Source organism: Ornithinimicrobium flavum (assembly GCF_004526345.1).
GTDB lineage: Bacteria > Actinomycetota > Actinomycetes > Actinomycetales > Dermatophilaceae > Ornithinicoccus > Ornithinicoccus flavus.
Map to the genome: position 1 here is coordinate 1,893,387 of NZ_CP038213.1, position 22,223 is coordinate 1,915,609.

23 protein-coding genes and 1 pseudogene are annotated in these 22,223 nt (G+C 69.9%); 10 read left to right on the forward strand and 14 right to left on the reverse strand.

Annotation, left to right across the window (positions count from 1 at the left end):
- Window positions 1–101: 101 nt before the first annotated feature.
- The 3 genes from E3Z34_RS19765 to E3Z34_RS08850 all read right to left on the reverse strand — a co-directional run bounded on the left by E3Z34_RS19765 (window position 102) and on the right by E3Z34_RS08850 (window position 3,219).
- Complete coding sequence (locus E3Z34_RS19765; RefSeq protein WP_338043696.1) at window positions 102–533, reverse strand: calcium:cation antiporter; 432 nt, start codon at window positions 531–533, stop codon at window positions 102–104.
- 8 nt (window positions 534–541) lie between these two features.
- Window positions 542–1,288 (reverse strand): calcium:cation antiporter, encoded by a 747-nt coding sequence (locus tag E3Z34_RS19770; protein WP_338043697.1) that lies wholly within the window; start codon window positions 1,286–1,288, stop codon window positions 542–544.
- Window positions 1,289–1,944: 656 nt separating this feature from the next.
- Window positions 1,945–3,219, reverse strand: coding sequence for an IS256 family transposase (locus E3Z34_RS08850; protein WP_238695476.1), 1,275 nt, complete (start codon window positions 3,217–3,219; stop codon window positions 1,945–1,947).
- A 174-nt stretch (window positions 3,220–3,393) separates the two neighbouring features.
- On the opposite strand from E3Z34_RS08850, the gene E3Z34_RS08855 reads away from it, so the two are divergent.
- Window positions 3,394–4,185: a helicase-related protein gene (locus E3Z34_RS08855; RefSeq protein WP_134773297.1), complete on the forward strand. Its 792-nt coding sequence runs from the start codon at window positions 3,394–3,396 to the stop codon at window positions 4,183–4,185.
- Window positions 4,186–4,378: 193 nt separating this feature from the next.
- Here E3Z34_RS08855 and E3Z34_RS18875 read toward each other — a convergent pair whose 3' ends face one another.
- Window positions 4,379–4,873, reverse strand: coding sequence for a hypothetical protein (locus E3Z34_RS18875; protein ID WP_238695541.1), 495 nt, complete (start codon window positions 4,871–4,873; stop codon window positions 4,379–4,381).
- A 94-nt stretch (window positions 4,874–4,967) separates the two neighbouring features.
- Window positions 4,968–5,111, reverse strand: a pseudogene (locus tag E3Z34_RS18880) (DNA cytosine methyltransferase); the annotation flags it as partial.
- On the opposite strand from E3Z34_RS18880, the gene E3Z34_RS18885 reads away from it, so the two are divergent.
- Together E3Z34_RS18885 and E3Z34_RS08865 are read left to right on the forward strand one after the other, a co-directional pair.
- Complete coding sequence (locus E3Z34_RS18885; RefSeq protein WP_238695542.1) at window positions 5,065–5,202, forward strand: hypothetical protein; 138 nt, start codon at window positions 5,065–5,067, stop codon at window positions 5,200–5,202. The pseudogene E3Z34_RS18880 and the gene E3Z34_RS18885 overlap by 47 nt on opposite strands.
- Window positions 5,203–5,492: 290 nt before the next feature.
- Window positions 5,493–5,624 (forward strand): multicopper oxidase domain-containing protein, encoded by a 132-nt coding sequence (locus E3Z34_RS08865; protein ID WP_238695091.1) that lies wholly within the window; start codon window positions 5,493–5,495, stop codon window positions 5,622–5,624.
- A gap of 39 nt (window positions 5,625–5,663) precedes the next feature.
- Here E3Z34_RS08865 and E3Z34_RS08870 read toward each other — a convergent pair whose 3' ends face one another.
- The 6 genes from E3Z34_RS08870 to E3Z34_RS20260 form a co-directional block, all read right to left on the reverse strand.
- Window positions 5,664–7,025 carry an NADH-ubiquinone oxidoreductase-F iron-sulfur binding region domain-containing protein gene (locus E3Z34_RS08870; protein ID WP_134773298.1) on the reverse strand — a complete coding sequence of 454 codons (1,362 nt, stop codon included), beginning with the start codon at window positions 7,023–7,025 and terminating at the stop codon, window positions 5,664–5,666.
- Entirely contained in the window at window positions 7,022–7,477 is a 456-nt protein-coding gene (locus E3Z34_RS08875; protein WP_134773299.1) for a DUF2267 domain-containing protein, read from the reverse strand. The genes E3Z34_RS08870 and E3Z34_RS08875 overlap by 4 nt, the downstream gene beginning before the upstream one ends.
- A gap of 15 nt (window positions 7,478–7,492) precedes the next feature.
- Window positions 7,493–8,362, reverse strand: a complete 870-nt coding sequence (locus E3Z34_RS08880; RefSeq protein WP_134773300.1) for a 2-oxoacid:ferredoxin oxidoreductase subunit beta — start codon at window positions 8,360–8,362, stop codon at window positions 7,493–7,495.
- Window positions 8,355–10,265 carry a 2-oxoacid:acceptor oxidoreductase subunit alpha gene (locus tag E3Z34_RS08885; protein WP_134773301.1) on the reverse strand — a complete coding sequence of 637 codons (1,911 nt, stop codon included), beginning with the start codon at window positions 10,263–10,265 and terminating at the stop codon, window positions 8,355–8,357. Before E3Z34_RS08885 ends, E3Z34_RS08880 begins: the two co-directional genes overlap by 8 nt.
- Before the next feature lie 65 nt (window positions 10,266–10,330).
- The gene (locus E3Z34_RS08890) at window positions 10,331–10,741 is read right to left on the reverse strand and encodes an antibiotic biosynthesis monooxygenase family protein (protein WP_134773302.1); all 411 of its coding nucleotides are present in this window, start codon (window positions 10,739–10,741) and stop codon (window positions 10,331–10,333) included.
- Between the two features lie 203 nt (window positions 10,742–10,944).
- Window positions 10,945–11,037 (reverse strand): hypothetical protein, encoded by a 93-nt coding sequence (locus E3Z34_RS20260; RefSeq protein ID WP_420818996.1) that lies wholly within the window; start codon window positions 11,035–11,037, stop codon window positions 10,945–10,947.
- Window positions 11,038–11,114: 77 nt separating this feature from the next.
- Here E3Z34_RS20260 and E3Z34_RS08900 point away from each other — a divergent pair, with 77 nt between their 5' ends.
- Together E3Z34_RS08900 and E3Z34_RS08905 are read left to right on the forward strand one after the other, a co-directional pair.
- Window positions 11,115–12,272, forward strand: a complete 1,158-nt coding sequence (locus E3Z34_RS08900) for an MFS transporter (RefSeq protein WP_134773303.1) — start codon at window positions 11,115–11,117, stop codon at window positions 12,270–12,272.
- A 9-nt stretch (window positions 12,273–12,281) separates the two neighbouring features.
- Window positions 12,282–12,665, forward strand: coding sequence for a VOC family protein (locus tag E3Z34_RS08905; protein WP_134773304.1), 384 nt, complete (start codon window positions 12,282–12,284; stop codon window positions 12,663–12,665).
- A gap of 42 nt (window positions 12,666–12,707) precedes the next feature.
- On the opposite strand, the gene E3Z34_RS08910 is transcribed toward E3Z34_RS08905, so the two are convergent.
- Both E3Z34_RS08910 and E3Z34_RS08915 read right to left on the reverse strand, forming a co-directional pair.
- On the reverse strand, window positions 12,708–12,917 hold the full coding sequence (locus E3Z34_RS08910) for a hypothetical protein (protein WP_134773305.1): 210 nt from the start codon (window positions 12,915–12,917) through the stop codon (window positions 12,708–12,710).
- Window positions 12,896–14,557, reverse strand: coding sequence for a zinc ribbon domain-containing protein (locus E3Z34_RS08915; protein WP_134773306.1), 1,662 nt, complete (start codon window positions 14,555–14,557; stop codon window positions 12,896–12,898). The genes E3Z34_RS08910 and E3Z34_RS08915 overlap by 22 nt, the downstream gene beginning before the upstream one ends.
- Before the next feature lie 190 nt (window positions 14,558–14,747).
- Here E3Z34_RS08915 and E3Z34_RS08920 point away from each other — a divergent pair, with 190 nt between their 5' ends.
- The 4 genes from E3Z34_RS08920 (at window position 14,748) to E3Z34_RS08935 (ending at window position 19,941) form a co-directional block, all read left to right on the forward strand.
- Window positions 14,748–15,890 (forward strand): site-2 protease family protein, encoded by a 1,143-nt coding sequence (locus tag E3Z34_RS08920; RefSeq protein WP_134773307.1) that lies wholly within the window; start codon window positions 14,748–14,750, stop codon window positions 15,888–15,890.
- 9 nt (window positions 15,891–15,899) lie between these two features.
- The gene (locus tag E3Z34_RS08925; protein WP_134773308.1) at window positions 15,900–16,928 is read left to right on the forward strand and encodes a tRNA (adenine-N1)-methyltransferase; all 1,029 of its coding nucleotides are present in this window, start codon (window positions 15,900–15,902) and stop codon (window positions 16,926–16,928) included.
- Window positions 16,929–17,125: 197 nt separating this feature from the next.
- A complete protein-coding gene (locus tag E3Z34_RS08930) occupies window positions 17,126–17,464 on the forward strand; it encodes a hypothetical protein (RefSeq protein ID WP_134773309.1) in 339 nt (112 codons plus the stop codon).
- Window positions 17,461–19,941 carry a M36 family metallopeptidase gene (locus E3Z34_RS08935; RefSeq protein WP_134773310.1) on the forward strand — a complete coding sequence of 827 codons (2,481 nt, stop codon included), beginning with the start codon at window positions 17,461–17,463 and terminating at the stop codon, window positions 19,939–19,941. The genes E3Z34_RS08930 and E3Z34_RS08935 overlap by 4 nt, the downstream gene beginning before the upstream one ends.
- Window positions 19,942–20,014: 73 nt before the next feature.
- On the opposite strand, the gene E3Z34_RS17980 is transcribed toward E3Z34_RS08935, so the two are convergent.
- A complete protein-coding gene (locus tag E3Z34_RS17980; RefSeq protein WP_194092468.1) occupies window positions 20,015–20,494 on the reverse strand; it encodes a hypothetical protein in 480 nt (159 codons plus the stop codon).
- Window positions 20,495–20,530: 36 nt separating this feature from the next.
- Between E3Z34_RS17980 and arc the strand changes: the two genes are divergently transcribed.
- Window positions 20,531–22,198 (forward strand): proteasome ATPase, encoded by a 1,668-nt coding sequence (arc, locus tag E3Z34_RS08940; RefSeq protein ID WP_238695092.1) that lies wholly within the window; start codon window positions 20,531–20,533, stop codon window positions 22,196–22,198.
- Window positions 22,199–22,223: the final 25 nt, after the last annotated feature.

Consider the following 22,223-nt stretch of genomic DNA (forward strand, 5'->3'; position numbering starts at 1 on the left):
TCGGGTTGAGTATCGAGGGCACCACCTGCTACGTCGACACCCTCGAACACCCCGACCTGACGACGCCCACGTAGAACTCCGAGAACAGGCCCGATCGTCGGCTAAGCGAAGATGCTGAGGCCGTAGAGCACGAACACGAACAGGTGGGCTGCTCCGTGGAGCGCGGTCATGCGTTTCGAGCTGAAAGTGGTCAGGCTCAGCAGCAGGCTCACCCCGAGCAGGAGCAGATTCACCGGGCTTTCGGCGAGGATCACGGTCTGCCCGGTGAACAAGCCGATCGCGAGCACCACCGGCAGGGTCAGCCCCACGCAGGACACGAGTGCTCCGTGGGCGAGGTTCGTCACCCGTTGCGCTTCACCCATCCAGGCGGCGCGGACGTTGGTGATCGCTTCGGGGAGGAACACGATCATCGCGATGAGGATGCCCGAGAGCGCGATCGGGGCGCCGAGCCGGTCCAGGCCGTCGTCGAGGAAGACGGCCATGTCGTGGGAGAGCAGCACGATCGGGATCACCGTGGCCAGCAGCACGAGCACTCGCGCGATCACCTCGGCTGGTGCTCACGCAGCACGACCGTGGGGGGGGTGACGGCGGGCCGTGGCTTCGTCTCGCCGGTATAGGGCGTCGGGGTGGTGACTTCCTGGAAGTCGGTGTTCTGTGCTCCGGTCTGTCGGTAGAGGAAGAACCCGTAGAGCAGGATCGTGAGGATCAGGATCGGGATCGCCTGTCCCGGCGTGTACGCCCCGCCGGGGCCGATGACCGCGGGGAACGCGAACGCGACGGCGACAAGTACCACCAGAAGCGAGAGGTAGGCGGAGATCCCAGTGGGGTTGACGCGTAGGTTGTCGTGGCGGAGTCCGCCGATGAGGAGGGCGGCGCCGATGACGAGGGTGAGCACGATCATGGTCGCGGCCATGACGGAGTCGCGGGCGATGGTGGCGTGCTCGCCGGGGCCGAGCATGACCGCGGAGATGAGGATGACCTCGATGAGCACGATCGACAGTGTCAGCACGAGGGTGCCGTAGGGGTCGCCGAGGCGGTGTGCGAGGTGTTCGGCCTGGGTGACGACGCCGCCGGCGCAGACGATGATGACGGCCACGATCGCGGCGAGCACCAGGAACAGCACTGGGGTGGGCAGGTGCCCGCTAAGGAGCGGCTGGGCAAGGAGGAGGGATGCGAATGCGGCCCAGCCGAGCATGATCCGGAAGATCACCGACGGGGTAAGAATGGCTCGCAGGGTGGAGGCGTGTGGCACGGGGACGGCCTGTTCTGCAGGGTCGTCCCGGCTCATACTCGTCGCTGCCCGGGTCGTCCCGGCAGCACGTTCCAACCCCACTATTCTAGCCCGCACCCCGATATCCGGCTACTGGCAACCGTCGGCGGACGCACGGAGACGAGCGAGCCGGAGTGGTTGCTGAGATCCGTGCCCGCCCGCCCCGACGTTGAGCCGACAGATGGTGGGTACATCCGCCGCCACTACAACGCTTACATGGCCGAGGCTGGAAATCAGGCGCTCGGGTTCATCATGACCGTCTATCGCCGCCGACTGACCTCCTCGTTCGAAGCGATCAAACGGTCTCTTCGCCGTCGCCTGAGTGTGTTGGAGAACGGCAAGAACCTCGCCGAGCTGCTCACCGACGACGACAACGTAGATGTCGAAGGTTCGCTGTTCGAGCCAGAGGCCTTCGACACGAGAGCCGACCGCCTCCGTGACGAAATCGCAGAGCTCAAGTCGTTCCTCCAAGACCTCGATAGCATCACGGGCGAAGACAGCAAAGCGAGCAAACTTGTTGCCGACGTGACCGAGGCTCTGAACACGTACTCCTCTGTCGTCGTCTTCACCCAGTACGCCGACACGATGGACTACGTCCGCGAGCGGCTTCTCACAGCGGGGTACCGCCGCCTCGGCTGGGGTCTGTCCGATGAACGGTGTTTCTGGCGTTCATCTCAGAGGTTCTCCGCGGCCGGCATGCGGTCGGCGAAGGTGACGGCGAAAGCGTTGAGCGCGGGCTTCCACCGCATGGTCCATCGTGCCTGCCCCGTGCCCTTGGGGTCCAGCCCGCGGGTCACCAGGTAGAGGCACTTCAGGGCGGCCTGTTCGGTCGGGAAGTGCCCGCGCACGGTGACCGCGCGCCGGTACCTGGCGTGCAGGGACTCGATGGCGTTGGTGGAGAACAGCACGCGGCGGATCTCCACGTCGTAGGCCAGGAAGGGGATGAACTCCTCCCACGCTGCTCTCCACATCTTGGGGATGGCTGGGTAGGGCTTGCCCCATTTTTCCTCGAGCTCCTCGAACGCCGCCCACGCCGCCTCGACCGAGGGGGCGGTGTAGATGCGGCGCAGGTCCTTGGACAGCTGGTCCCAGTACTTCCGGCTGGCGTAGCGCAGCGTCGCCCGGATGAGGTGGATCACGCAGGCCTGCACGATCGCCTGCGGGAAGACGGCGTTGACGCTGTCGGGCAGTCCTTTGAGGCCGTCGCAGACGATGAAGAACACGTCGGCCACGCCGCGGTTCTTCAGGTCGGCCAGCACATTCATCCAGAACTTCGCCGACTCACCACCGCCCTGCCCTGCCCACAGCCCGAGGACGTCTCGCCGGCCGTTCAGGTCGACACCGATCGCGGCGTAGAAGGGCTGGTTGCCGACCTGCCCGTCGCGCACCTTGACGTAGATCGCATCGATGAAGATGGCCGCGTACACCGGTTGCAGCGGACGGGAGGACCAGGCGGCCATCTCCTCCAGCACCTTGTCCGTGATCCTCGAGACCGTGTCCTTGCTGATACTGGCGCCGTACACCTCGTGGAAGTGCGCGCTGATCTCACCGGTGGTCAGGCCCTTGGCGAACAGGCTGATCGCGACCGCGTCCACGTCCGAAAGCCGCCGTTGTCGCTTCTTGACGATGACCGGCTCGAACGTGCCGGCCCGGTCCCGCGGGACGGCGATCGTCACCTCCCCGGCGGCGTCAGTGAGGACCGTCTTGGGGCGGGTGCCGTTGCGGATGTTGCCGTTCCCGGCGGTGGGCACCTGGTGCTTCTCGTGGCCGAGGTGCTCGGTCAGCTCCTCCTCCAGCGCGGTCTCCAGGACGGTGGCGGTGATCGACTTGAGCAGCCCGTCCGGGCCGGTCAGGTCCTCACCGCGGGCCCGGGCGGCCTTGACCAGCTCCCGGACCGCCGCCTGTTCTGCCTCGCTGCGCGAGGTCGTCTTCTTCACCTTCTTGGGCATCGAGCTCATGCTCGAGATCTTCTCGGTCATCTCATGACCTTCCCCGCCAGCTGAGCCGGCGCGTCGGGCCAGAAACACCGTTTAGCGGACAGTCCCCTCGGCTGCTACTCGGGCCGAGGTGGGGAGGTCTACAACGTCGAGTCTGGAAGCTGGACCGAGGTTACGAAGTCGGAGATCAAGACCAGGTTCCGCAGTGGCGAGCTTGAAGTCCTCATCGGTACAGACTCCATGAGTGAAGGTCTGAACCTGCAAACGTCCGGGCGACTCATCAACTACGACATGCCCTGGAACCTCATGCGTGTCGAGCAGCGAATCGGGCGCGTCGATCGCATCGGCGCGTCGTACAAGGACATCCGCATCAGCAACTATTTCTACGCTGACACCGTTGAGGAGCAGGTGTACAAGGGCATCGCCGAGGACTATGGCGACTTCACCGACATCGTGGGCGACGCAGCCCCAGTGCTCGCCAATATTGAGAAGGCTATCGAGCGTCTGGCACTGACTGGCCACGCAACGACCACCGAGATTGACTCCGAAGTCGGACAGATTCGCCAGCAGGTCGAGGACATCAAGAGTGAGCCTGTCGGCAACGACGACATGGGCGAACCCGGCGGTGACGGTCGGATCAAGCAGCCGCCAACGCTGGAGGGCGGTACATCTCTGCGAGACCTGGAACGTGTACTCACCGCGAACGGCCTAACCAGTGATGCCTTCGAGCCCGACCCTTCCCGTCCTCGGGTGTATTGGCTCAAGCCTCCGGCGGAAGCACTCTCAGCTCTGTCCTTCCGAAAAGACGATGGCGTGCACGACATCGAGGAATACTTCGACCCGTCGCCGCTCGCCCCGCTGCCGGTGACGTTCGACCGTGCTACATGGGATGAGAGCGACGACGCTGACCTGGTCTTCCTCACCTACGGCACCCCCGAACTATCCGCGCTGCTGCCCGCCGCATCGCACGACGACTAGAGATCGCCCGACCGTCCCGAGAGTTTCAGCGTCCGCAGAGCAGCGACAGCGTGCAGCGGAAGCACTCCGTCGCCGAGCGCGGTGATCTGTTGATTCTGCGTCAGCTGGTCAGTATCGGTGACCCATCCAGTCGGCGGCAGACTCATGAGCCACTCCACGAACGCGGGTGCTGGGCGGGGGCCGTCCGCGTCGGTCAGGAGGGCTGGCGCTGGCGCGGGGCGTCCGGTGATGTGTTCCCACCGGGCGATGGCGTCGGCGTAGCGTCCCCAGCGCTGAACAGTCCGTCGATCAGGGACCACAGCGTCTCCGACTCGGCTCTCCTGCTCGGTGAGCCAGCCGGTCCGTGGAGCGCGAAGTCGATGATCTGGTGCGACAGCGCGATCGTCCCTCGTCTCGCTCGCACCTGGTCGAGAGTCTCTCCGCCGCGCGATGAGTCCGTCGCCAGCGGGGTGCGGAACAGTGCGCCGGGCGAGGGCGAAGATGCGGAAGCGTTGGTGAGGAGCTCCGACAAGGGAAGCCGGTAGGCCGATCCATCGTGCATCCAGCCGCAGGTCGGCCAGATCGCCGAGAACGGCGCCGAGAGCCCGTAGAGGTCGAGCTGCGTTGTCTCCCAGATGCCACGGGTCGGGTTCCATGCCGCGAAGGGTTGCGCCGTCGGGGGTTGCATCGTCCGGGTTGCGTCGGTCATGGTCGTCTCCTTCTGAGGGTGGCCGTATCGCGGGTGAGGACAGCAGCCCGCGGACGTTCTCGATGACGACCCATTCGGGCTGGAGCGCGTCGATGGCCACGGCCATGTGTGCCCAGAGCCCCGAGCGTGTTCCTGGCGCGAGGCCGGCGCGCTTGCCGACGGTGGACACGTCTTGGCAGGGGAACCCGCCGATGAGGATGTCCACGGGCTCGACCCAGCTCCAGTCGATGGTCGTGATGTCGCCGAGGTTCGGCGCGCCGGGCCAGTGGTGGGAGAAGAGGCGGGCGACGGTGGGAGAAGACGCGGGCGACGGGCTCGTTGAGTTCTGAGAACCACACGGTCTTGGCGTTGAATACCTGCTCGACGGCGAGATCGAGGCCGCCGTAGCCGCTGAACAGCGACCCGATCCTGAGTTCTGAGTCGCCGCTGGCGTCGAGGTCGTGCATGAAGTGCGCTCCGGTGACGGTCGTTCCCGGCATCGCCTCGTCACGAAGCTGATGTCGAGCTGGTCACCTGTCAGGTGCACGACACCCACACGCGCCTGCCGCCCGAGGTCCTCTACCTCCGGCCTTCGCTCCAACCGCACTCGGAGGTCAGACCTGGGATTCGCAAGGACACCGTGAACGTCCTGCCGATGGAGAGCTTCGCGGTCGATCTCCAGGCGGACAATCCGGGTGAGTGGTTGGTGCACTGCCACAACATCTATCACGGAGAGCTCGGCATGATGACGGTGCTGTCGTACGTCGCCTGATTCTGCCTGACCACGCACCGCAGGGAACCGCCCCTCGGGTCACGCTTCCCTGTACGTCCAGTCCGGCTGCTTGTCCAGGTACGTCTGGTCGTAGGTGAAGCCCTTTCCCGGTACGTAGTCGACCACCTTCGGCAGCATCAGGTCGTGACGGAGACTGCACTCGCCGTGGAGGTGAGCCCCGAAGTCCTCTGGAAAGGCGTCAAGGATGCTGCCCACGACCACGGACTCCGAAGTCGCCAGTGAACAACGCCCCCCGTTCGGCACCCAGGGCAGGATCGCCGCGATCTCGTCGAGGTCGCGGCGCTCGGCGGAACCGTCGATCAGCCGGGCCAGGTGTTCGGTGACGCGCTGGGACCCGAGCTTGCACGGCGGGCACTGCCCACAGGACTCGACGTGGAGGAAGTGCGAGAACATCCACGCGACCTGTACCATGCACGCGGTGTCGTCGTAGACGATGAAGGCGCCGGAGCCGAGTGCTGACCCGGCTTGGCGCATGGTGTCGAACCCCAGCGGCGTATCCAGTCGGTCGGGCGTGACGAGCGCGTTGGCGAGCCCCGGGAAGACCGCCTTCACACGTCGCCCAGGGCGTGGGCCGCCGGCAACGTCTTCGATGAGTTCCCGGAGCGTCAGCCCCAGCGGCCGCTCGGTCACGCACGGACTTTGCACATCACCGGAGACCGTGAACAGCATGGTGCCAGGGGTGTCGGGGGTGCCGAAGCCGCGGAACCACTCGGGCCCCCGACGCACGATCTGCGTGACGTGGGCCAGCGTCTCCAGGTTGTTGACCACCGTCGGGTTGTGCAGTTCTTGGCCCGAGGTGCCGTAGGCGGGGCCGAAGAGCCCATGAATGTGGGGCGGGAACAGGCGCGGTAGCGGGGGGCCACCCTCGATCACCGACAGCAGTGCCCGCTCCTCGCCGAAGAGGTATTCGTCGGGCCCGAGCACGAGCTCTATGGAGTCGGCCATTCCCGACTGGGCGAGTTCGTCCAAGGCGCGACGGACACGGGCGATCTCCGGTGAGAACGTGCCCTTGACACACAGGTAGGCGCGCTGCGCTCCGATCACGTGCCGCGCGATGGCCAGGCCCTCGATCACCTGGTACGGGTTCATCCGCAGCAGATAGCGGTCCTTGAAGGTGCCGGGCTCGCCCTCGGCGCCGTTGGCGCAGACGAATTTCGTCCCTGCCGCGTCGGCGCGGGCGCCGTCCCACTTGACGGCAGTGGGGAATCCCGCGCCGCCGCGGCCCCGCAGCCCGGCCCGGCGCAGTTCGTCCACGATTGCCTGCGGTTCGATCGCACGGGCTCGCTGGAACGCTTCGCCGCCGCCGCGCTGAAGGTATGCGTCGAGGGACTCCACCGGCTGGCCGCCCGGATCCAGGAGCACCGACGCCTGGCTGGTCACAGTCCACCCCGCTCAGGTCCGCCGGCGTGGCTCAGATGGTCTGCAACGCCGCTCGGCAAGCACGCGGCCACCGCGTCCTGTGAGCGCGCATCCACGCGTTGCCACAGCTCGTCGAGCACGGCACGCACCCGGGCCTGCCCCTCCACGCCGGCCGTGGCGGCGAGCGGGTCGTCACCGCCGAGCGTCTGGTCGGACCCGCCGGTCGTCTCGACCGAGGACATCACCCAACCGAGGAAGACCTCGCTGTCGATGAGGGGATCGGGCGTGCCCGGGCCACATCGTAGGCACCACACCAGATCCTCGGGCACGCAGGCGCAGACCGCGTCGATGTGTTCGGCGGGCAGGACATAGGCCAGCGCCTGAAGCACGCCCTCCAGCAGCCGTTTGCTCTCGCTGGTGGTCCGCAGTCCTGCCCTACGTTGGATCGCGGTCACCAGATCGTGCTCGCTCATCGCAGTTGCTCACCCCTACATGAACTGGTTCTTGAGGCCGTCGAACGCGGCCCGCTCTGTCAGGGATCGGCCGACCAGGGGTCCATCGCGCAGCGCCGGCAGCTGCTCCTCGTACGTGGGCACGCCGTCCTCGCGGTAGATGACACCGATCGGGATCCGGTCGTCCCACTCGACAGCCGCTCGCTCCGCCGCGGCGCGGTCCTGCGGATCGTGCCCCGCGTCGTCCAGCTTGTAGATGCGTTCGCTGTACCACTGGTAGGTGTTGATCCGATTGAAGACGACGCACGGTTGGAGCACGTCGATCAGCGCGTAGCCGCGATGGCTGACGGCCTGTTTGATCACGCCTGCCAGGTGAGTCGGCTCGCCGGCGAACGCCCGCGCCACGAACGTGGCGCCCATTGTGAGCGCGAGCGCGACAGGATTGACCGCCCGCTCGATCACGCCTTCGGGCGACGTGGTCGTCACTCGACCCTGCGGCGTCGTCGGAGAGTACTGGCCCTTCGTCAGGGCGTAGATCTGGTTGTTCTCCACGAGGTGTGTCACGTCGGTGTTGCGCCTCACCGTGTGGATGAAGTGGTTGCCGCCGATGCCGTAGGCGTCACCGTCGCCGTCCACGACCACAACGGTGAGCTGGTGGTTCGCCAGCTTGGCACCCGTCGCTACAGCCAAGGGCCGTCCGTGGAGCGTCTGGAACCCGTTGACGTGCATGTAGTCCGGCAGCTTGCTGCCGCAACCGATGCCTGAGACGACCAGAGTCTCGTGGGGTGCGATCGCCAGGTCCGTCAATGCGTGCTTGACCGCGGCCAGGATGCCGAAGTCGCCGCATCCTGGGCACCACGTCGGCTTGACCCACGTGTCGAAGCTGCTTGCCGTGGCGCTAGACATTGACGCCCACCTCGGTTTCCCGCGGCAGCGGCGGCTCCCCGGAAACCAGGTGGATCTCTTCGGCTCCGGCCAGGGCCTGCTCCACCGCCGTCAGGATTTCCTGCGGGGAGAAGGGACGCCCGTCGTAAGCGAGGATCTGACGGTCCAGCTGCCGCCCCGTCGACATCCGGATCAGCTTGGCGAGCTGGCCCGTGAAGTTCTGCTCGACGCCTATCGTGAGCCCGGCGACGTCCAAGGCGGCAGCGGCCGCCGCCGCCGGGAACGGCCACAGGTCGTGGAACTGCAGCACGGCGGCTGGACGCCCGGTCGCGGTGAACTGGGTGGCCACCTCGCGCGCCGCGCCTACGGTCGACCCCCAGCACACGAGCGTGAGCTCAGGTTCTTCCGGACCGAATCGGCGGGGTGCCCGGATGTCCTCCCGCAGAGCAGCCTGCTCTTTGCGCATCCGCTTGCGCATCATCGCCACCCGCGTGTGCACCTCCTCGGTGATGTGCCCGTCCTGGGTGTGCTCAGTGCTTGCTGCACCGAACACCGCCGCCGGATCACCTGGCAGCGGGCGCGGTGAGACCCCGCTGTCGGTGACCGCGTAGCGGGGATACGTGCCCGGCTCCCAGGCGTGCGCCGTTGCCGTTTTTCCCGCCGACCCGTCTCCGACGGTGCGGTGCGACGTCTCGCCCCCGAGGATCGACGCGGTCCCCGAGGCGACCAGGGCTCCTCGGTCAATGGGTACGGCGTCGAGATCGAATGCCCCCGGCTCGACCGTTTGCAGCGAGCTTGCGAGGAACAGGTCCGAGAGCACGATCACCGGGCACTGGTAGCGCTCGGCGAGGTTGAAGGCGCGCCAGCCGGCCTCGAAGCACTCCTCGACGCTGCCCGGCGCGATCACGATGCGGGGGAACTCCCCGTTGGAGGCATGAAGGGCGAACAGCAGGTCCGCCTGCTCGGTACGTGTGGACAGCCCGGTGGAGGGCCCACCCCGTTGCACGTTGACGACCACCAGGGGTGTCTCGGTGATTCCCGCGAGGCCGAGGGCCTCGGTCATCAGCGAGAAGCCGCCACCCGACGTTGCCGTCATCGCCCGGGCGCCGACGTGCGCCGCGCCGATCGCCATGCACACCGCCGCAATCTCGTCCTCGGCGTGCTTCGTCACCACATCGTGCTCCGCGGCGACGCTCGCCAGGTACTCCACGATCGACGTTGCGGGCGTCATCGGGTACGCGGCCATGAAACGGCACCCTCCGGCGAGGGCGCCGAGGGCGAAGGCGTGGTTTCCGTGCAACAGCATCCGCCGACGCCCATCGCCATGTGGCAGGGGAGACCCGAAGCCGCCGTGCCGCTGCTCGGCGACGCGATGCGCAGCAGCAGCCACTGCCAGGTTCGCGCCGACCACGTCCGCACCCTTCCGCGCGAACGTGTCCCGAGTCACCTCCGAGATCATGTCCAGCGGGACGCCCGTGACCCCGCCGAGCGCACCGAGCGCGGCGGTGCTCATCATCACCCGACTGCCATGGTCCGCGGCGATCCTGGCCAGTGGGACGGGCATCAGACGCAAGTCTCGGGCGCGCAGCTGCTCGGCATCCAGCCGGTACCGGATCCGGTCCTCGAGCCGGAGCGCCTCGTCGTAGAGCACGGCCGCCCCAGGTGGTAGCTGCGCCAGATGGACGTCGATCGTCTCCGGGGTCATCGCCACGAGCAGGTCGGCGGGAGTGCGTTGCGCGAAGATGGGGCGCACGCCAGCGCGGATTTGGTGGAAGTTGTGCCCTCCACGGATCCGTGAACGGTAGTCAGGCGCGGTGAAGACATGAAGTCCGGCGCGTGCCAGCGCCTTGGCGAAGCCCCCGGCGATGGACTCGACACCCTGGCCGGCGTCGCCGCCGATTCGCACGCTGATCTCGTCATCCATCGCGAACGACCCGTGTTCTCGGAGGCTGACGCGTCACGTCGGTTCCCACCAGTCGCCGACTCGCCTCAGTGCTGCGCACAGCAGCCGCCTACGACGGCCGGGCTCCGGTCTGCTTCATCGGCGCCGCGCTCGTCGGAGGGGGTTCCGGTCGGGTTGCCGGTGTCCGTGCAGCAAGAGCCGGATGCCTCGAGATCGGCTGCTACTTCGAACGTCGTCGCCTGTGGGTGCTCGTCCAGGATCTCGGCGAGCCGGGCCTGGGCGAGACGCGCCTGGTCCGTGTTGTGCATCGCCGCGAACGTTTCAGCACTCTCGTGCTCCACGACTGCTGAGTACGACCCGTCGGACCCACGCAGAAGCCGCCGCTGCCGCAGACCCGACGTCTCGCGCAGAGCTTCGTTGGACCAGTTGAACCAGTCCACGAATTCGCCATCGCGCTCAGTCGGGACGGTCGGGAAACGGACCAGTGCTACGAACATGGATCTTCTCCTCTGCAACGGGTCGAGGCCGGTACGTGAGCGACCACCTTCGGTTCCGGACCGTACCGGAACCATGATCACCTTTCAAGGGACAGCGAGAACTGCCCAGGGGCGGTCGTGAGAGCTGCCCGGTGACGGTCAGGAGATCTGCCCGGTGATGGCCATGGGATCTGCCCAATGCTGGCCATCACCGGACCGGGGTGTCAGGCCAACGGCTTCACTCCCCGACCGGACAGGGCCTGGGACAGGCGGACCGACTCGCCGCTGGTCTGGCAGACGTGAGCGTGGTGCAGCAGCCGGTCGACCGTGGCGGTTCGGGCTGACCGTCCTGGGGTCCCTCGGGCCCTTCCTGCTCGGTGCCCAGGCGGTGCTCATGCAGCAGGACCTGGGGTTCGGGGCGGCCCGGCTGGGTCTGGGCGTCAGCGTCTTCTTCGGGGTGGCCGCGCTGAGCACCATCCTGGGGATCGGTGCTTTCACCCGGCTGGGCCGGCGGGTGGGTCTGGTGACCGCCGGAGGCCTCGTGGGTGCCGGCGGACTGTTCATCGCGACCGTCGCCGACGGCTGGTGGGCGCTCGCCCTGGGCATGGCCGTTCTCGGCCTGGCGAACGCCGCGTGCCAGGGCACCGCCAACGCTGCGGTCTCCACCGCACTGCCCCAGCACCGACGCGGTCTGGGCTTCGGGATCAAGCAGAGCGCGGTGCCGCTGGCCATCATGTTCGGGGGGCTGGCCGTGCCCACCACCACGGTGCTCTTCGGCTGGCGCAGCACCTATCTGATCATCGGCCTCGTCGGCCTGGTCGTCGCCCTGGTGGGCCTGCTGCGGCGGGTGCCCGAGCCGGCTCCCGCACCCCGTGGGCGGAGTGGACCGCCGGCCGACAGTGCGCCCGTGCGTCCTCTGGTGATGTGCGGCCTGAGCATGATGTTCGCCAACGCCGGGGCCAACTTCTCGGGTGCCTACCTGGCCAGCTGGGCCTACGGGGTGGGCCTCACGGTGGAGGAGGCCGGGCTGCTGCTCGCGGTCGGAGCCGGCAGTTCGGCCCTGATGAGGGTTCTGGTCGGCCACGGGGCGGACCGCCGCCACGGCCGCAACCTTCCGGTGGTGGCCGGCCTGATGCTCTCGGGGGCCGGGTGCCTGGCGATCCTCGCCGCCGTCCCGCAGGTGTGGACCGTACTGATCTTCGGCTCGCTGGCTTTCGCGGTCGGCTGGTCGTGGCCCGGACTCCTCCTCTACGCGGTGGCGCGACTGGGGCGCGACGCCCCCGCCCAGGCATCCTCCCTGGTGCAGGCCGGGGCCTTCGCCGGCGGGGCCCTCGGTCCGGCGGCCTACGGGCTGGTGGTCGCCCTGATCGGCTTCCAGGCCGGTTGGTTCGTCGCCTCCGCCAGCTTCGTCCTGGCCGCCGTTCTGCTCCTGATCGCCCGCCAAGGGTTCGTGCGTGACCTGCAGGTCCGTCCGCCCAGGACACCCTTCGGCTACGGCGGGGGCCACGACCGACCGCGCTACACCACCAGATCGCCGGACACGTCCCCGTAGGAGAACACGATGCTGATCACCGCCCTCGACCACCTGGTCATGACCTGCTCCGACGTGGACCGGACCATCGACTGGTACACACGGGTGCTGGAGCTGCCCGTCATCACGTACGGTCCCGGCCGGCGCGCCCTCCTCGTCGGGCAGCAGAAGATCAACCTGCGTCCAGCGGTGGGGTCCGACGACTGGCTCACCGGTGCCACCTCCACACCAGGTGACCAGGACCTGTGCTTCCTCACCGACCTCTCGCCCCAGCAGGTGCTGGAACGGCTCGCGGCACTCGGTGTCGAGGTGACGAACGGGCCGATCACGCGCGACGGCGCACGCGGCACCCTCCGTTCCGTCTACTGCCTCGACCCTGACGGCTCGCTCGTCGAGATCTCGTCCTACGAGTGACCGCATCGCCCGCCAGGTCCCCAGGTGGGCGCCCTGGGCCGGTCAGGAGCGAGGGACGCGCGCACCCGCGAGGACGCCGCCGACGAAGGCGGTGACGCAGCCGGCCAGCACGAGGGCGGCGCCAGGCGCATACCGGACCGTCTCGCCCAGGGTCAGCGACGCCAGGAAGAGCACCAGGAGGACGGCGCAGAGTGCCGCGGCCCCTCGGGTCAACCGGCCCGTCGACCCGGTCAGGCCGAAGAGGACCAGCACGGCGAGCAGGATGCTGACCCACCCTGCCCTGACGATGGCGTTGATCGGCGCGAGCAGTCCTTGCTCCTCGAGGAAGGGGCGGGCCCACCGCGCCCGTTGACCCAGAGGTCGTCGAAGGGGGTGAAGTGGGTGACCAGCGCGTCGTAGGTCCACCCGATCCCCGTCGGCGGCGGGACCGTGGTCCACGGGAGCACTGACCCCAGCACCATCGCGACGGCCCCCAGGACGGTCAGGACGGCCCTGATGACGGGCCGCCGGTCGGAGCCGGCCTGCTCGAAGGTGCCGTCCGCCTCCCGGACCGTCTCACCGTTCCACACCGCCACGGTGACCAGCCGTGTGCACGTCTGCCCGACGTCCGGGCGGGGTGCCGTCATCGTGAGGTGCACACCCTCGGTCCGACCCGGAGGCACCTCCACCCGGTCCGCCGACAGCGAGAACCGGACCACCCCCTCGTCGTCGTCCACCGAGAGCTCCACCCACTGGGGTCGCGTGCCGGCCCGGTTGTCGAGGACGACGGTGGCGTGGCCGACCGCACCGTCCTTCACCCGGACGACGGAGGGATCCAACCGAACGGACACGGGCGGGTCCACCACGGGCGCGGAGGAGGTCTGGACGAAGGTGGCGCGGGCCTCGTACTCCGACCGTCCGTCCACCGCCACCACGTTCAGCGTGCGGGTGAGCTGCTCACCCGGCTCCGGCAGCGGTGCGTCCACGCGCAGCCGCGCGGCCACCGCGCCGCCCGGGGGCACCTCCAGGTGCTCCGGGGTGAACCCGAAGCGGGCGGCCAGCTCCGGGTCGCTGCCCGTCAGGTGCACCCGGCGCACCTCGTTGCTCCGACGGTTGTCCACGATCACCCGGAACAGCGCCGTGGTCGAGTCCCTCGCCCGGAGGGTGCTCGGCTCCAGGCGCAGCTGGGGCGGGGCGGCAACGGCACCCACGACCAGGTCGACCCCGACGTCCCGGCGGAGCTCCAGGGCCGACTCGGCCTGGACGCGCAGCCGCAGCCGGGCCCGCTGCACCGGCACCAGGTCCTCCGGTCGGATGCTGAGGTGCACCAGGACCTGCTCGTCCGCTCCGGGCAGCAGCTCCACGCGACCGTCGACGACGACCAGCCAGGGGGGAGCGTTGACGACGGTGACGTCGTAGGCCTGCACGATGGTGGAGGTGTTGACCACCCGCACCGCGGCGGCCGCTGGTGGACCACCGGGGGTCACGACGACCTCCGCCCCCAGGGCCTGCGCCTGCAGGCCCCTGTCCAGGTCCTCCTCATCCTCCGGGCCGGGTCGTCCGGGCAGCCGGAACACCGTCGTCGGGTCCTGCGGCTGCGCCCTGGGTCGATCCTGCGGCGGCCGGGGCCTCGTGCGGTCGTAGCCGGCGCGCGCGTGCTGCGGCACGGGGAACCGTGGCAGGCCGGCATCCTTTCCCGACTCTCCGGCGGCCGCCTCCTCCTGGGCGCCGCCCTCGGGCGAGCTCGGGGGGACCGGCTCGTGCCGGACCCGCTCCGCGACGGGCTCGTCGAGCAGGACCAGGCCCGTGGGCTCGTCCTCGTCGTCCCAGCCCAGGTAGGCGCCGCAGAAGGTGCAGAACTGGGCCCGGCCGGGGTTGCGTTCCCCGCAGACGGTGCACGGCTCGTCGGTCACCATCCACCCCCTCGTGGGCCTTCGCGCATCACGCACCTCCAGGTGTCCGGCACCGACAGCCTGGCAGCCTCGGGCACCGCCCGGCAGGGACCCTCAGCCACCCTCGGGGGCAACGCCACTGGCCCCTTGGGGCACCGCAGGACCCACATTCCCAGGATGCCGTCGGCGGACGCCGTTAGGCTGCGCGGTCATGAGGACGGGCAGCCCGGGATGGCGGATCGGATCGATCTCCGGCGTGCCGGTCTACCTCGGTCGCAGCTGGGTGCTGGTCGCCCTGCTCATGGTGGCCATCTTCGGGCCCACCGTGGACCGGCTCGTGCCGGGCCTCGGTGCGGGGGCGTATGTCGTCGCCCTAATCTTCGCGCTGCTCCTGCTGGTGTCGGTCCTCGTGCACGAGGCCGCCCATGCCGTCGTCGCCCAGCGGGTGGGCTTCAGGGTCTCCAGGATCGTGGCCGACTTCTGGGGCGGGCACACCGCGCACGACGGGGCCGGGGGCACACCGGGGCGCAGCGCGGCGGTCGCGGTCGTCGGGCCCCTGTCGAACGGCGTGCTGGCGGTCCTCGGCTGGTGGCTCTTCAGCGCGCTCGCCTCCCAGCCCCCGGGTATGGCGCCGGGCGAGTTCGGCGGGTCGACGACCAGTGCCGTGCTCTTCCTGCTCGCCTACGCCTTCGCCTGGGCCAACACCTTCGTGGGTGTCTTCAACCTGGTGCCGGGGCTCCCGCTCGACGGCGGCTTCCTCCTGGAGGCCCTGGTCTGGAAGGTCAGCGGCAACCGCCATCTCGGCACCATGGTCGCGGGGTGGGCCGGGCGGATGCTCGTGGTCCTCGTCGCGATCTACGCGCTCCTCCCCGTGCTCCAGGGCCAGCAGGTCTCGCTGACGCGGGTGCTGTGGGCCGTCATCATCGGCGCCTTCCTCTGGCAGGGCGCGAGCCAGGCCGTGACGGTGGGCCGGCACGGGGCGATCTCCTCCCGCCGCACCGTCGGGGAGGCGGCGCTGCGGCCGGGCGTGGTGCCGGCGGACACGCTCCTGGGGTCCGTGCCCTGGCCCGAGCACCCGATCTGGGTCGTGACGGGTGCGGACGGCAGGGCGGACGGCGTGGTGGACCCCCGCTCGCTGCAGCAGGTGCCCGTCGAGGCACGCGCGCGCACGGCGGTGTCCGCGGTCGCCGTCCGCCTCCCTGCGGGCTGGGCCGTCGAGATGGATCCGCAGACCCGCCTGGACACGGTCATCGAGGTCATGCGCTCCAGCGGCTCCGGCGTGGTGGGCCTGCTGGACCCGTCCGGGAGACCGTGGGGGGTCGTCATGGCCGACGCCCTGACCCGGCGCTCGTAGACTGGCCCGGTGACTCCTACCGGCGCCGACCTGCGGCGCGGCCCCTTCCGGCCCGGCGACCGCGTCCAGCTGACCGACCCCAAGGGGCGGCTGCACACCATCACGCTGGAGCCCGGCAAGGACTTCCACACCCACCGGGGCCACCTGCGTCACGACGACCTCATCGGTGCGCCCGACGGCACGGTGGTGCGGCACAGCTCCGGCGCGGAGTACCTCGCCCTGCGCCCCCTGCTCTCCGACTACGTGCTGTCCATGCCCCGCGGCGCCCAGGTGGTCTACCCCAAGGACGCCGGCCAGATCGTCACGTACGCCGACATCTTCCCGGGTGCCACGGTCGTCGAGGCCGGGGTGGGGTCGGGGGCGCTGTCCCTCTCGCTGCTGCGGGCGGTGGGGGACCAGGGCCGTCTCTTCAGCTTCGAGCGGCGGGAGGACTTCGCCGACATCGCCCGCGCCAACGGTCGCGCCTTCTTCGGCGGGGACCATCCTGCCTGGACGATCACCCTGGGCGACCTGGTCGAGATGCTCCCGCAGACCCTCGAGCCGGGTTCGGTCGACCGCGTGGTGCTCGACATGCTCGCCCCGTGGGAGTGCCTGGACGTCGTCGGGGAGGCGCTGGCCCCCGGTGGCGTGCTCATCTGCTACGTCGCCACCGCGACCCAGCTCTCCCGCGTCGCGGAGACGGCCCGCTCGCTCGGGGGCTGGACCGAGCCGCAGGCCTGGGAGTCCCTGGTGCGCGGCTGGCACCTCGAGGGGCTGGCGGTGCGTCCCGAGCACCGGATGCACGGACACACCGGCTTCCTGCTCACCACCCGCCGGCTGGCGCCGGGCACGAGCGCCCCGCTGCGCAAGCGTCGCCCCGCCCCCCCTGGTGCCTACGGGGAGGACTACACGCCCGCCGCCGAGGAGCACTGGTCGGCCGAGGACCTGGGGGAGCGCCCCGTCTCGGACAAGCGGCTGCGGCGCACGCGACGCGACGCCGAGGCGACCGCCCGGCACCGCGTGGAGGGCGAAGCACCGGTCGAGGACGAGCGGTCCTGACCCGGTCCGCACCTGGTCTTGACCGGGTCTTGACCGAATGCAGACCAACTCCTGACCTGCGCCAGACCCGCTCCTGACCTGCGGCTTCGTAGGGTTGCAGGCACCTGGCGACGGCGCCCGGGCGACCACGGCCCGGCCGCGTGCGCGACCTCATACTCGGGGGGTGTCGTCGCTCCGACCCACGAGATGGAGCACCGATGAGACGTCCCCCTGCCCTGGCCGCCTGCCTGGCCGTCCCCCTGTCCGTCGCCCTGCTGATGCCCGGCGGTGCGGCCGCGTCCCCGGACGCGGCGTCCGGGGACACGGCGGAGGGCGCGTCCTTCTTCCTCACCGAGCCCACCGACGCCGACCCGGTGACGGTCGCCGTCGACCTGCTGCGGCTGAAGGCAGGGAGCTACGGCGTGGCCGCCGCCGACCTCGCCGACCTGCAGGTGCTCTCGCAGCACACCTCCGACCACAACGGCGTCACCTACGTCAACCTGGTCCAGCACTACCAGGGCCGCGAGGTCCTGGGGGTGTCGCCACCGTCAGCGTGACCAGGGACGGCGTGGTCCTGCACGCCGCCGAATCGCTCGTCGCCAACCTCCGGGAGGCCGGAGGCGACGTCGTGCTCGACGCGCCCGACGCGCTCGGCGCCGCGGCGGAGGAGCTGGACCTGGCCCCCCGATCCGCCCGGGTGAAGAGCCGCGCCGGAGGGGCCGAGCAGGAGACCGTCCTGTCCGCCGCCGGCGTCTCGGAGCAGGACGTCCCTGCGCGTCTGGTCTGGCAGCCCACCGAGGACGGGCTCCGCCTGGCCTGGGAGGTCGTCATCGACGAGGAGGGCGCCGCCCACCTGTGGCAGGTCACGGTCGACGCGCAGACCGGGGAGACGCTGGAGGTCCAGGACTGGACCGACCACGACCACGCCGGCCACCTGCAGGGACTGGCCCGAGACCCGATGGCCTTCGCCCACACGGCCTCCGTCCAGCTGCCGACCGGGGTCGCCGACCCCGACGAGTACTCCACACCCACCCCGGTCCAGGACGGCTCCAGCTACCGCGTCTTCGCCTTCCCCAAGGAGAGCCCCAACGACGGGGACCGGTCCGTGGTCTCCAACCCCGCCGACGCGGTGGGTTCGCCCTTCGGATGGCACGACACGGACGGGCAGCCGGGCGCCGAGCACACGACCACGCGGGGCAACAACGCGCACGCCTACACCGACCGGGACAACAACGGCGTGCCGGACCCGGGCAGCGACCCGGACGGCGGCGCGTCGCTGAACTTCGACTTCCCGCTGGACCTGGACGAGCACGCCCTCAACCACGCCGACGCGGCGGTCACCAACCTCTTCTACGCCAACAACGTCATCCACGACGTGCTCCACCGCTACGGCTTCGACGAGGCCGCCGGCAACTTCCAGGTCACCAACTACACCGACGAGGGCGTCGGGGGCGACGACGTCCGGGCCGAGGCGATGGACGGCGGCGGCGTCAACAACGCCAACTTCTCCACCCCGGCGCGCGACGGCGGCCGCCCCCGTATGCAGATGTACCTCTGGCCCGGGGCACAGTTCGGCATGCCGAACGGCGTGACCGTGGGCACGGGTGAGGACGCCACGACCTACGACGCCAACTTCGCCTTCTTCACCCCGGCACCGACCAACGCCGGACTGCCCGGTGAGCCGGTCGTCGTGGAGGACAGCTGCTCGGCCTTCGAGGCACCGGGGGCCATCGTCGTCACCGCCCGCACCTCGAGCTGCGCGCCGGCCACGCAGGTCGCCAACGCCGAGGCCGGCGGGGCGCTCGCCGTGGTCATCAGCCACAACCAGCCGACCAACCCCGACAGCCCGGCACCGCCGCGGCTGACGGGGTCGATGGACCCGGCCGTCGGCATCCCGGCCGTGTCGATCACCCAGGAGGATGGCGTCGCCCTGCGGGAGCAGATCGCCGACGGGGCGAGCGCGGCGTCGGTCCACAAGATCTCGACCCACCCCGGCATCCGCGACGGGGACTACGAGAACGGCATCATCATCCACGAGTACGGCCACGGGGTCTCCAACCGGCTCACCGGCGGTCCGAACATCAACTGTCTCTCCGGCCAGGAGCAGATGGGTGAGGGCTGGAGCGACTACCTGGCGATCACCATGCTCATGGACCCCGCCGTCGACCGGCCCGAGCAGGCCCGAGGCATGGGTCCGTACGCGCTCTTCCAGGACGACCGCAGCGGCAACGGCATCCGCCCGCGGCCGTACTCCCGCAACATGGAGATCCAGCCCTTCACCTACGACCGCATCAGGACCGGTGGCTGGCTCGAGGGGGCGACCCTCGCGGCACCCCACGGTGTCGGTCACGCCTGGGCCGCTACGTTGTGGGACCTCAACTGGGACCTCGTCGACAAGCACGGCTTCAGCCCGAACCTCTACACCGAGTGGGACGCGGCCGGCAACACCCGGGCGCTGCAGTACGTCATGGACGGGATGAGCATCCAGGGCTGCCGCCCCGGCTTCGTCGACGGCCGCAACGGCATCATCGCCGCGGCCGAGGCCGTGGGCGGGGAGGACACCTGCAACGTGTGGGCGACCTTCGCGCGCCGTGGCCTGGGCTACAGCGCGGTCCAGGGCACCTCGGCCGACCGCAACGACAACGTCGAGGCCTTCGACGTGCCGCCGACCTGCGAGGCGCCCGGTGAGGGCTTCCTGAGCCCGCTGTCCGACACCGCCCTCAACACGGTCCGGGCCGGGAGCACCACCCCCGTCCGGTTCAACCTCGGTGGCGACCTCGGCGCCGAGCCGCTGCGCGCGGCGCACTCGCCGATGATCCAGGAGATCAGCTGCGACACCAGGGAGCCGATCCAGTACGCCATCACGGTGCCGACCGACACGACCGGCAACCGGGGCCTGAGCTACAGCCGTGGCCAGGACCGCTACCAGTACACCTGGAAGCCGGCGGACTCCCTCGCGGGCAGCTGCCAGCAGATGATCATCACGCTGGAGGACGGCACGCAGCACCGGGCGGACTTCCGCATCACCGGCTGACCCGGCCCGGCCGCCCGACCCCGGCCCCCGTCGACCTCACCACCTGGTGGGGCCGACGGGGGCCACGTCGTGCTCAGGGCTCCACGACCACGCGGATCTCCACCGTCCCGTCCGGCCCGTCCACCCGCACGACGGCCTCGCCCGCCCCGAGGGCGAGCAGGCCGTGCTCGGCATACCCCGGGTCGGCGAAGTGGTCGACGGGCACGAGCTCCACCACGCCGGGGTCCGAGACCTCCGGCGGGGTCGCGTCCCAGGGCGGCGGCAGGCGCAGGGTCGCCTCCTCGCCGGCACGCAGCCGCAGGGTCGCACCGTCGTCGTCGGGGGTGAGCACCGCGCCGGGGCCCAGGTCGGTCGTGCGGTCCTCGGGCATGGTCCCCCCGTCGTCGGTGGTGGTGGCCGGCCCCGACGTGGTCGTGCCGGCACCGTCGGCCGGACCGGCTCCGGTGGTGACCGGGCCGGAGGTCGTGCCGGTGCCGCACCCGGCGAGCGTCGTGACGGCCAGTGCGAGACCGGCGAGCACGACCGTGCCGCGGGGAGCGGGCGGGAGCGTCATACCCTGGGAATCTACCGCCCACCTGAAGGAGGACCGGTGACCCAACCGTCGACCGGCAGCCAGACCAGTGCCACCGAGCGGCACCTGCAGCAGCAGGTCCGCACGCTCACGGGGCGCCTGGCCGAGGCGAAGGCGCACAACGACCAGCTGACGAGCACGCTCACCAGGACGCGGGAGCAGATCGTGGCCCTCCGGGAGGACCTGGACGCGATGGCCGCCCCGCCGTTGTCCTTCGGCCAGGTGCTACGCCTCGTGGGCGACGGCACGGTGGACCTGTCGGTCGCGGGGCGCCGCATCCGGACGAAGGTGTCCTCCGAGGTCGACACCGACGAGCTGCGGCCCGGGCGCGAGGTGTTGCTCAACGAGGCGCAGGCGGTGGTCGCCGTCGCGACCTACGAGCGCGCCGGCGAGGTCGTCATCTGCAAGGAGCTGCTGGACGACGAGCGTGTGGTGGTCGTGGTGCGGGGGGAGGACGAGAGGGTCTGCCGGCGCGCCGGCTCCCTGCGCGAGGAGAAGGTGTGCGTGGGCGACGCCCTCCTCCTAGACACCCGCAACGGTTTCGTCACCGAGCGGATCCCACGACCGGAGGTGGCCGAGCTGGTGCTGGAGGAGGTGCCGGACATCTCCTACGACGACATCGGCGGGCTCACCGGGCAGATCGAGCAGATCCGGGACGCCGTGGAGCTCCCCTTCCTGCACCACGAGCTCTACGAGCAGCACCAGCTGCGGGCTCCGAAGGGCGTGCTGCTCTACGGCCCGCCGGGGTGCGGCAAGACGCTCATCGCCAAGGCGGTCGCGGCCTCCCTGGCCCGGCAGTCGGCGGAGCGACGCGGCACGGGCGACTCCCGCAGCTACTTCCTCAACATCAAAGGTCCCGAGCTGCTCAACAAGTACGTGGGTGAGACCGAGCGGCACATCCGCCTGATCTTCCAGCGGGCCCGCGAGAAGTCGGCCCTCGGCGACCCGGTCGTCGTCTTCTTCGACGAGATGGAGTCGCTCTTCCGCACCCGCGGCTCCGGCGTCTCCTCCGACGTCGAGACCACGATCGTGCCGCAGCTGCTGGCCGAGATCGACGGCGTCGAACGCCTCGACAACGTCATCGTCATCGGCGCCTCCAACCGCGAGGACATGATCGACCCCGCGATCCTGCGGCCCGGCCGCCTCGACGTGAAGATCAAGATCGAGCGCCCCGACGCCGAGGCCGCCCGCGACATCTTCACGAAGTACCTCACCGTCGACGTCCCCCTCCACGCCGACGAGCTGGCCCGGCACGGCGGGAACCGCGAGGCCACGGTGGCGGCGCTCATCGACGGCGTGGTCGGACGGATGTATGCCGTCACCCCCGAGAACGCCTTCCTCGAGGTCACCTACGCCGGTGGTGACCGGGAGGTGCTCTACTTCCGGGACTTCGCGTCCGGCGCGATGATCCACAACATCGTGGACCGGGCCAAGAAGCGCGCGATCAAGGCGTGGCTGACCGACGGGGAGTCGGGCCTGCGGGCCGAACACCTGGACCGGGCCTACCTCGACGAGTTCAAGGAGAACGAGGACCTCCCGAACACCACCAACCCCGACGACTGGGCCCGGATCTCGGGCAAGAAGGGGGAGCGGATCACCTACATCCGCACCCTCGTCGGCGGTGCCGGGGGCGTCTCGCCCGGCCGGTCGGTCGACCCGGGTGCGGGCCAGGGGCGGCACCTGTAGAAGTTTTCCTCGCCTACACTCGTGA

Bases quoted from the DNA above. Each gene is read 5' to 3' on its own strand.
- E3Z34_RS08905 (WP_134773304.1), top strand. From the start codon at position 12,282: ATGCTGATCACCGCCCTCGACCACCTGGTCATGACCTGCTCCGACGTG.
- E3Z34_RS18885 (WP_238695542.1), top strand. From the start codon at position 5,065: ATGAGGATGTCCACGGGCTCGACCCAGCTCCAGTCGATGGTCGTGATG.
- E3Z34_RS08920 (WP_134773307.1), top strand. From the start codon at position 14,748: ATGAGGACGGGCAGCCCGGGATGGCGGATCGGATCGATCTCCGGCGTG.
- E3Z34_RS19770 (WP_338043697.1), bottom strand. From the start codon at position 1,288: ATGAGCCGGGACGACCCTGCAGAACAGGCCGTCCCCGTGCCACACGCC.
- E3Z34_RS08890 (WP_134773302.1), bottom strand. From the start codon at position 10,741: ATGTTCGTAGCACTGGTCCGTTTCCCGACCGTCCCGACTGAGCGCGAT.
- E3Z34_RS08875 (WP_134773299.1), bottom strand. From the start codon at position 7,477: ATGAGCGAGCACGATCTGGTGACCGCGATCCAACGTAGGGCAGGACTG.
- E3Z34_RS08850 (WP_238695476.1), bottom strand. From the start codon at position 3,219: ATGCCCAAGAAGGTGAAGAAGACGACCTCGCGCAGCGAGGCAGAACAG.
- E3Z34_RS08900 (WP_134773303.1), top strand. From the start codon at position 11,115: ATGCAGCAGGACCTGGGGTTCGGGGCGGCCCGGCTGGGTCTGGGCGTC.
- E3Z34_RS18875 (WP_238695541.1), bottom strand. From the start codon at position 4,873: ATGACCGACGCAACCCGGACGATGCAACCCCCGACGGCGCAACCCTTC.
- E3Z34_RS17980 (WP_194092468.1), bottom strand. From the start codon at position 20,494: ATGACGCTCCCGCCCGCTCCCCGCGGCACGGTCGTGCTCGCCGGTCTC.
- E3Z34_RS08885 (WP_134773301.1), bottom strand. From the start codon at position 10,265: ATGGATGACGAGATCAGCGTGCGAATCGGCGGCGACGCCGGCCAGGGT.
- E3Z34_RS08880 (WP_134773300.1), bottom strand. From the start codon at position 8,362: ATGTCTAGCGCCACGGCAAGCAGCTTCGACACGTGGGTCAAGCCGACG.
- E3Z34_RS08930 (WP_134773309.1), top strand. From the start codon at position 17,126: ATGAGACGTCCCCCTGCCCTGGCCGCCTGCCTGGCCGTCCCCCTGTCC.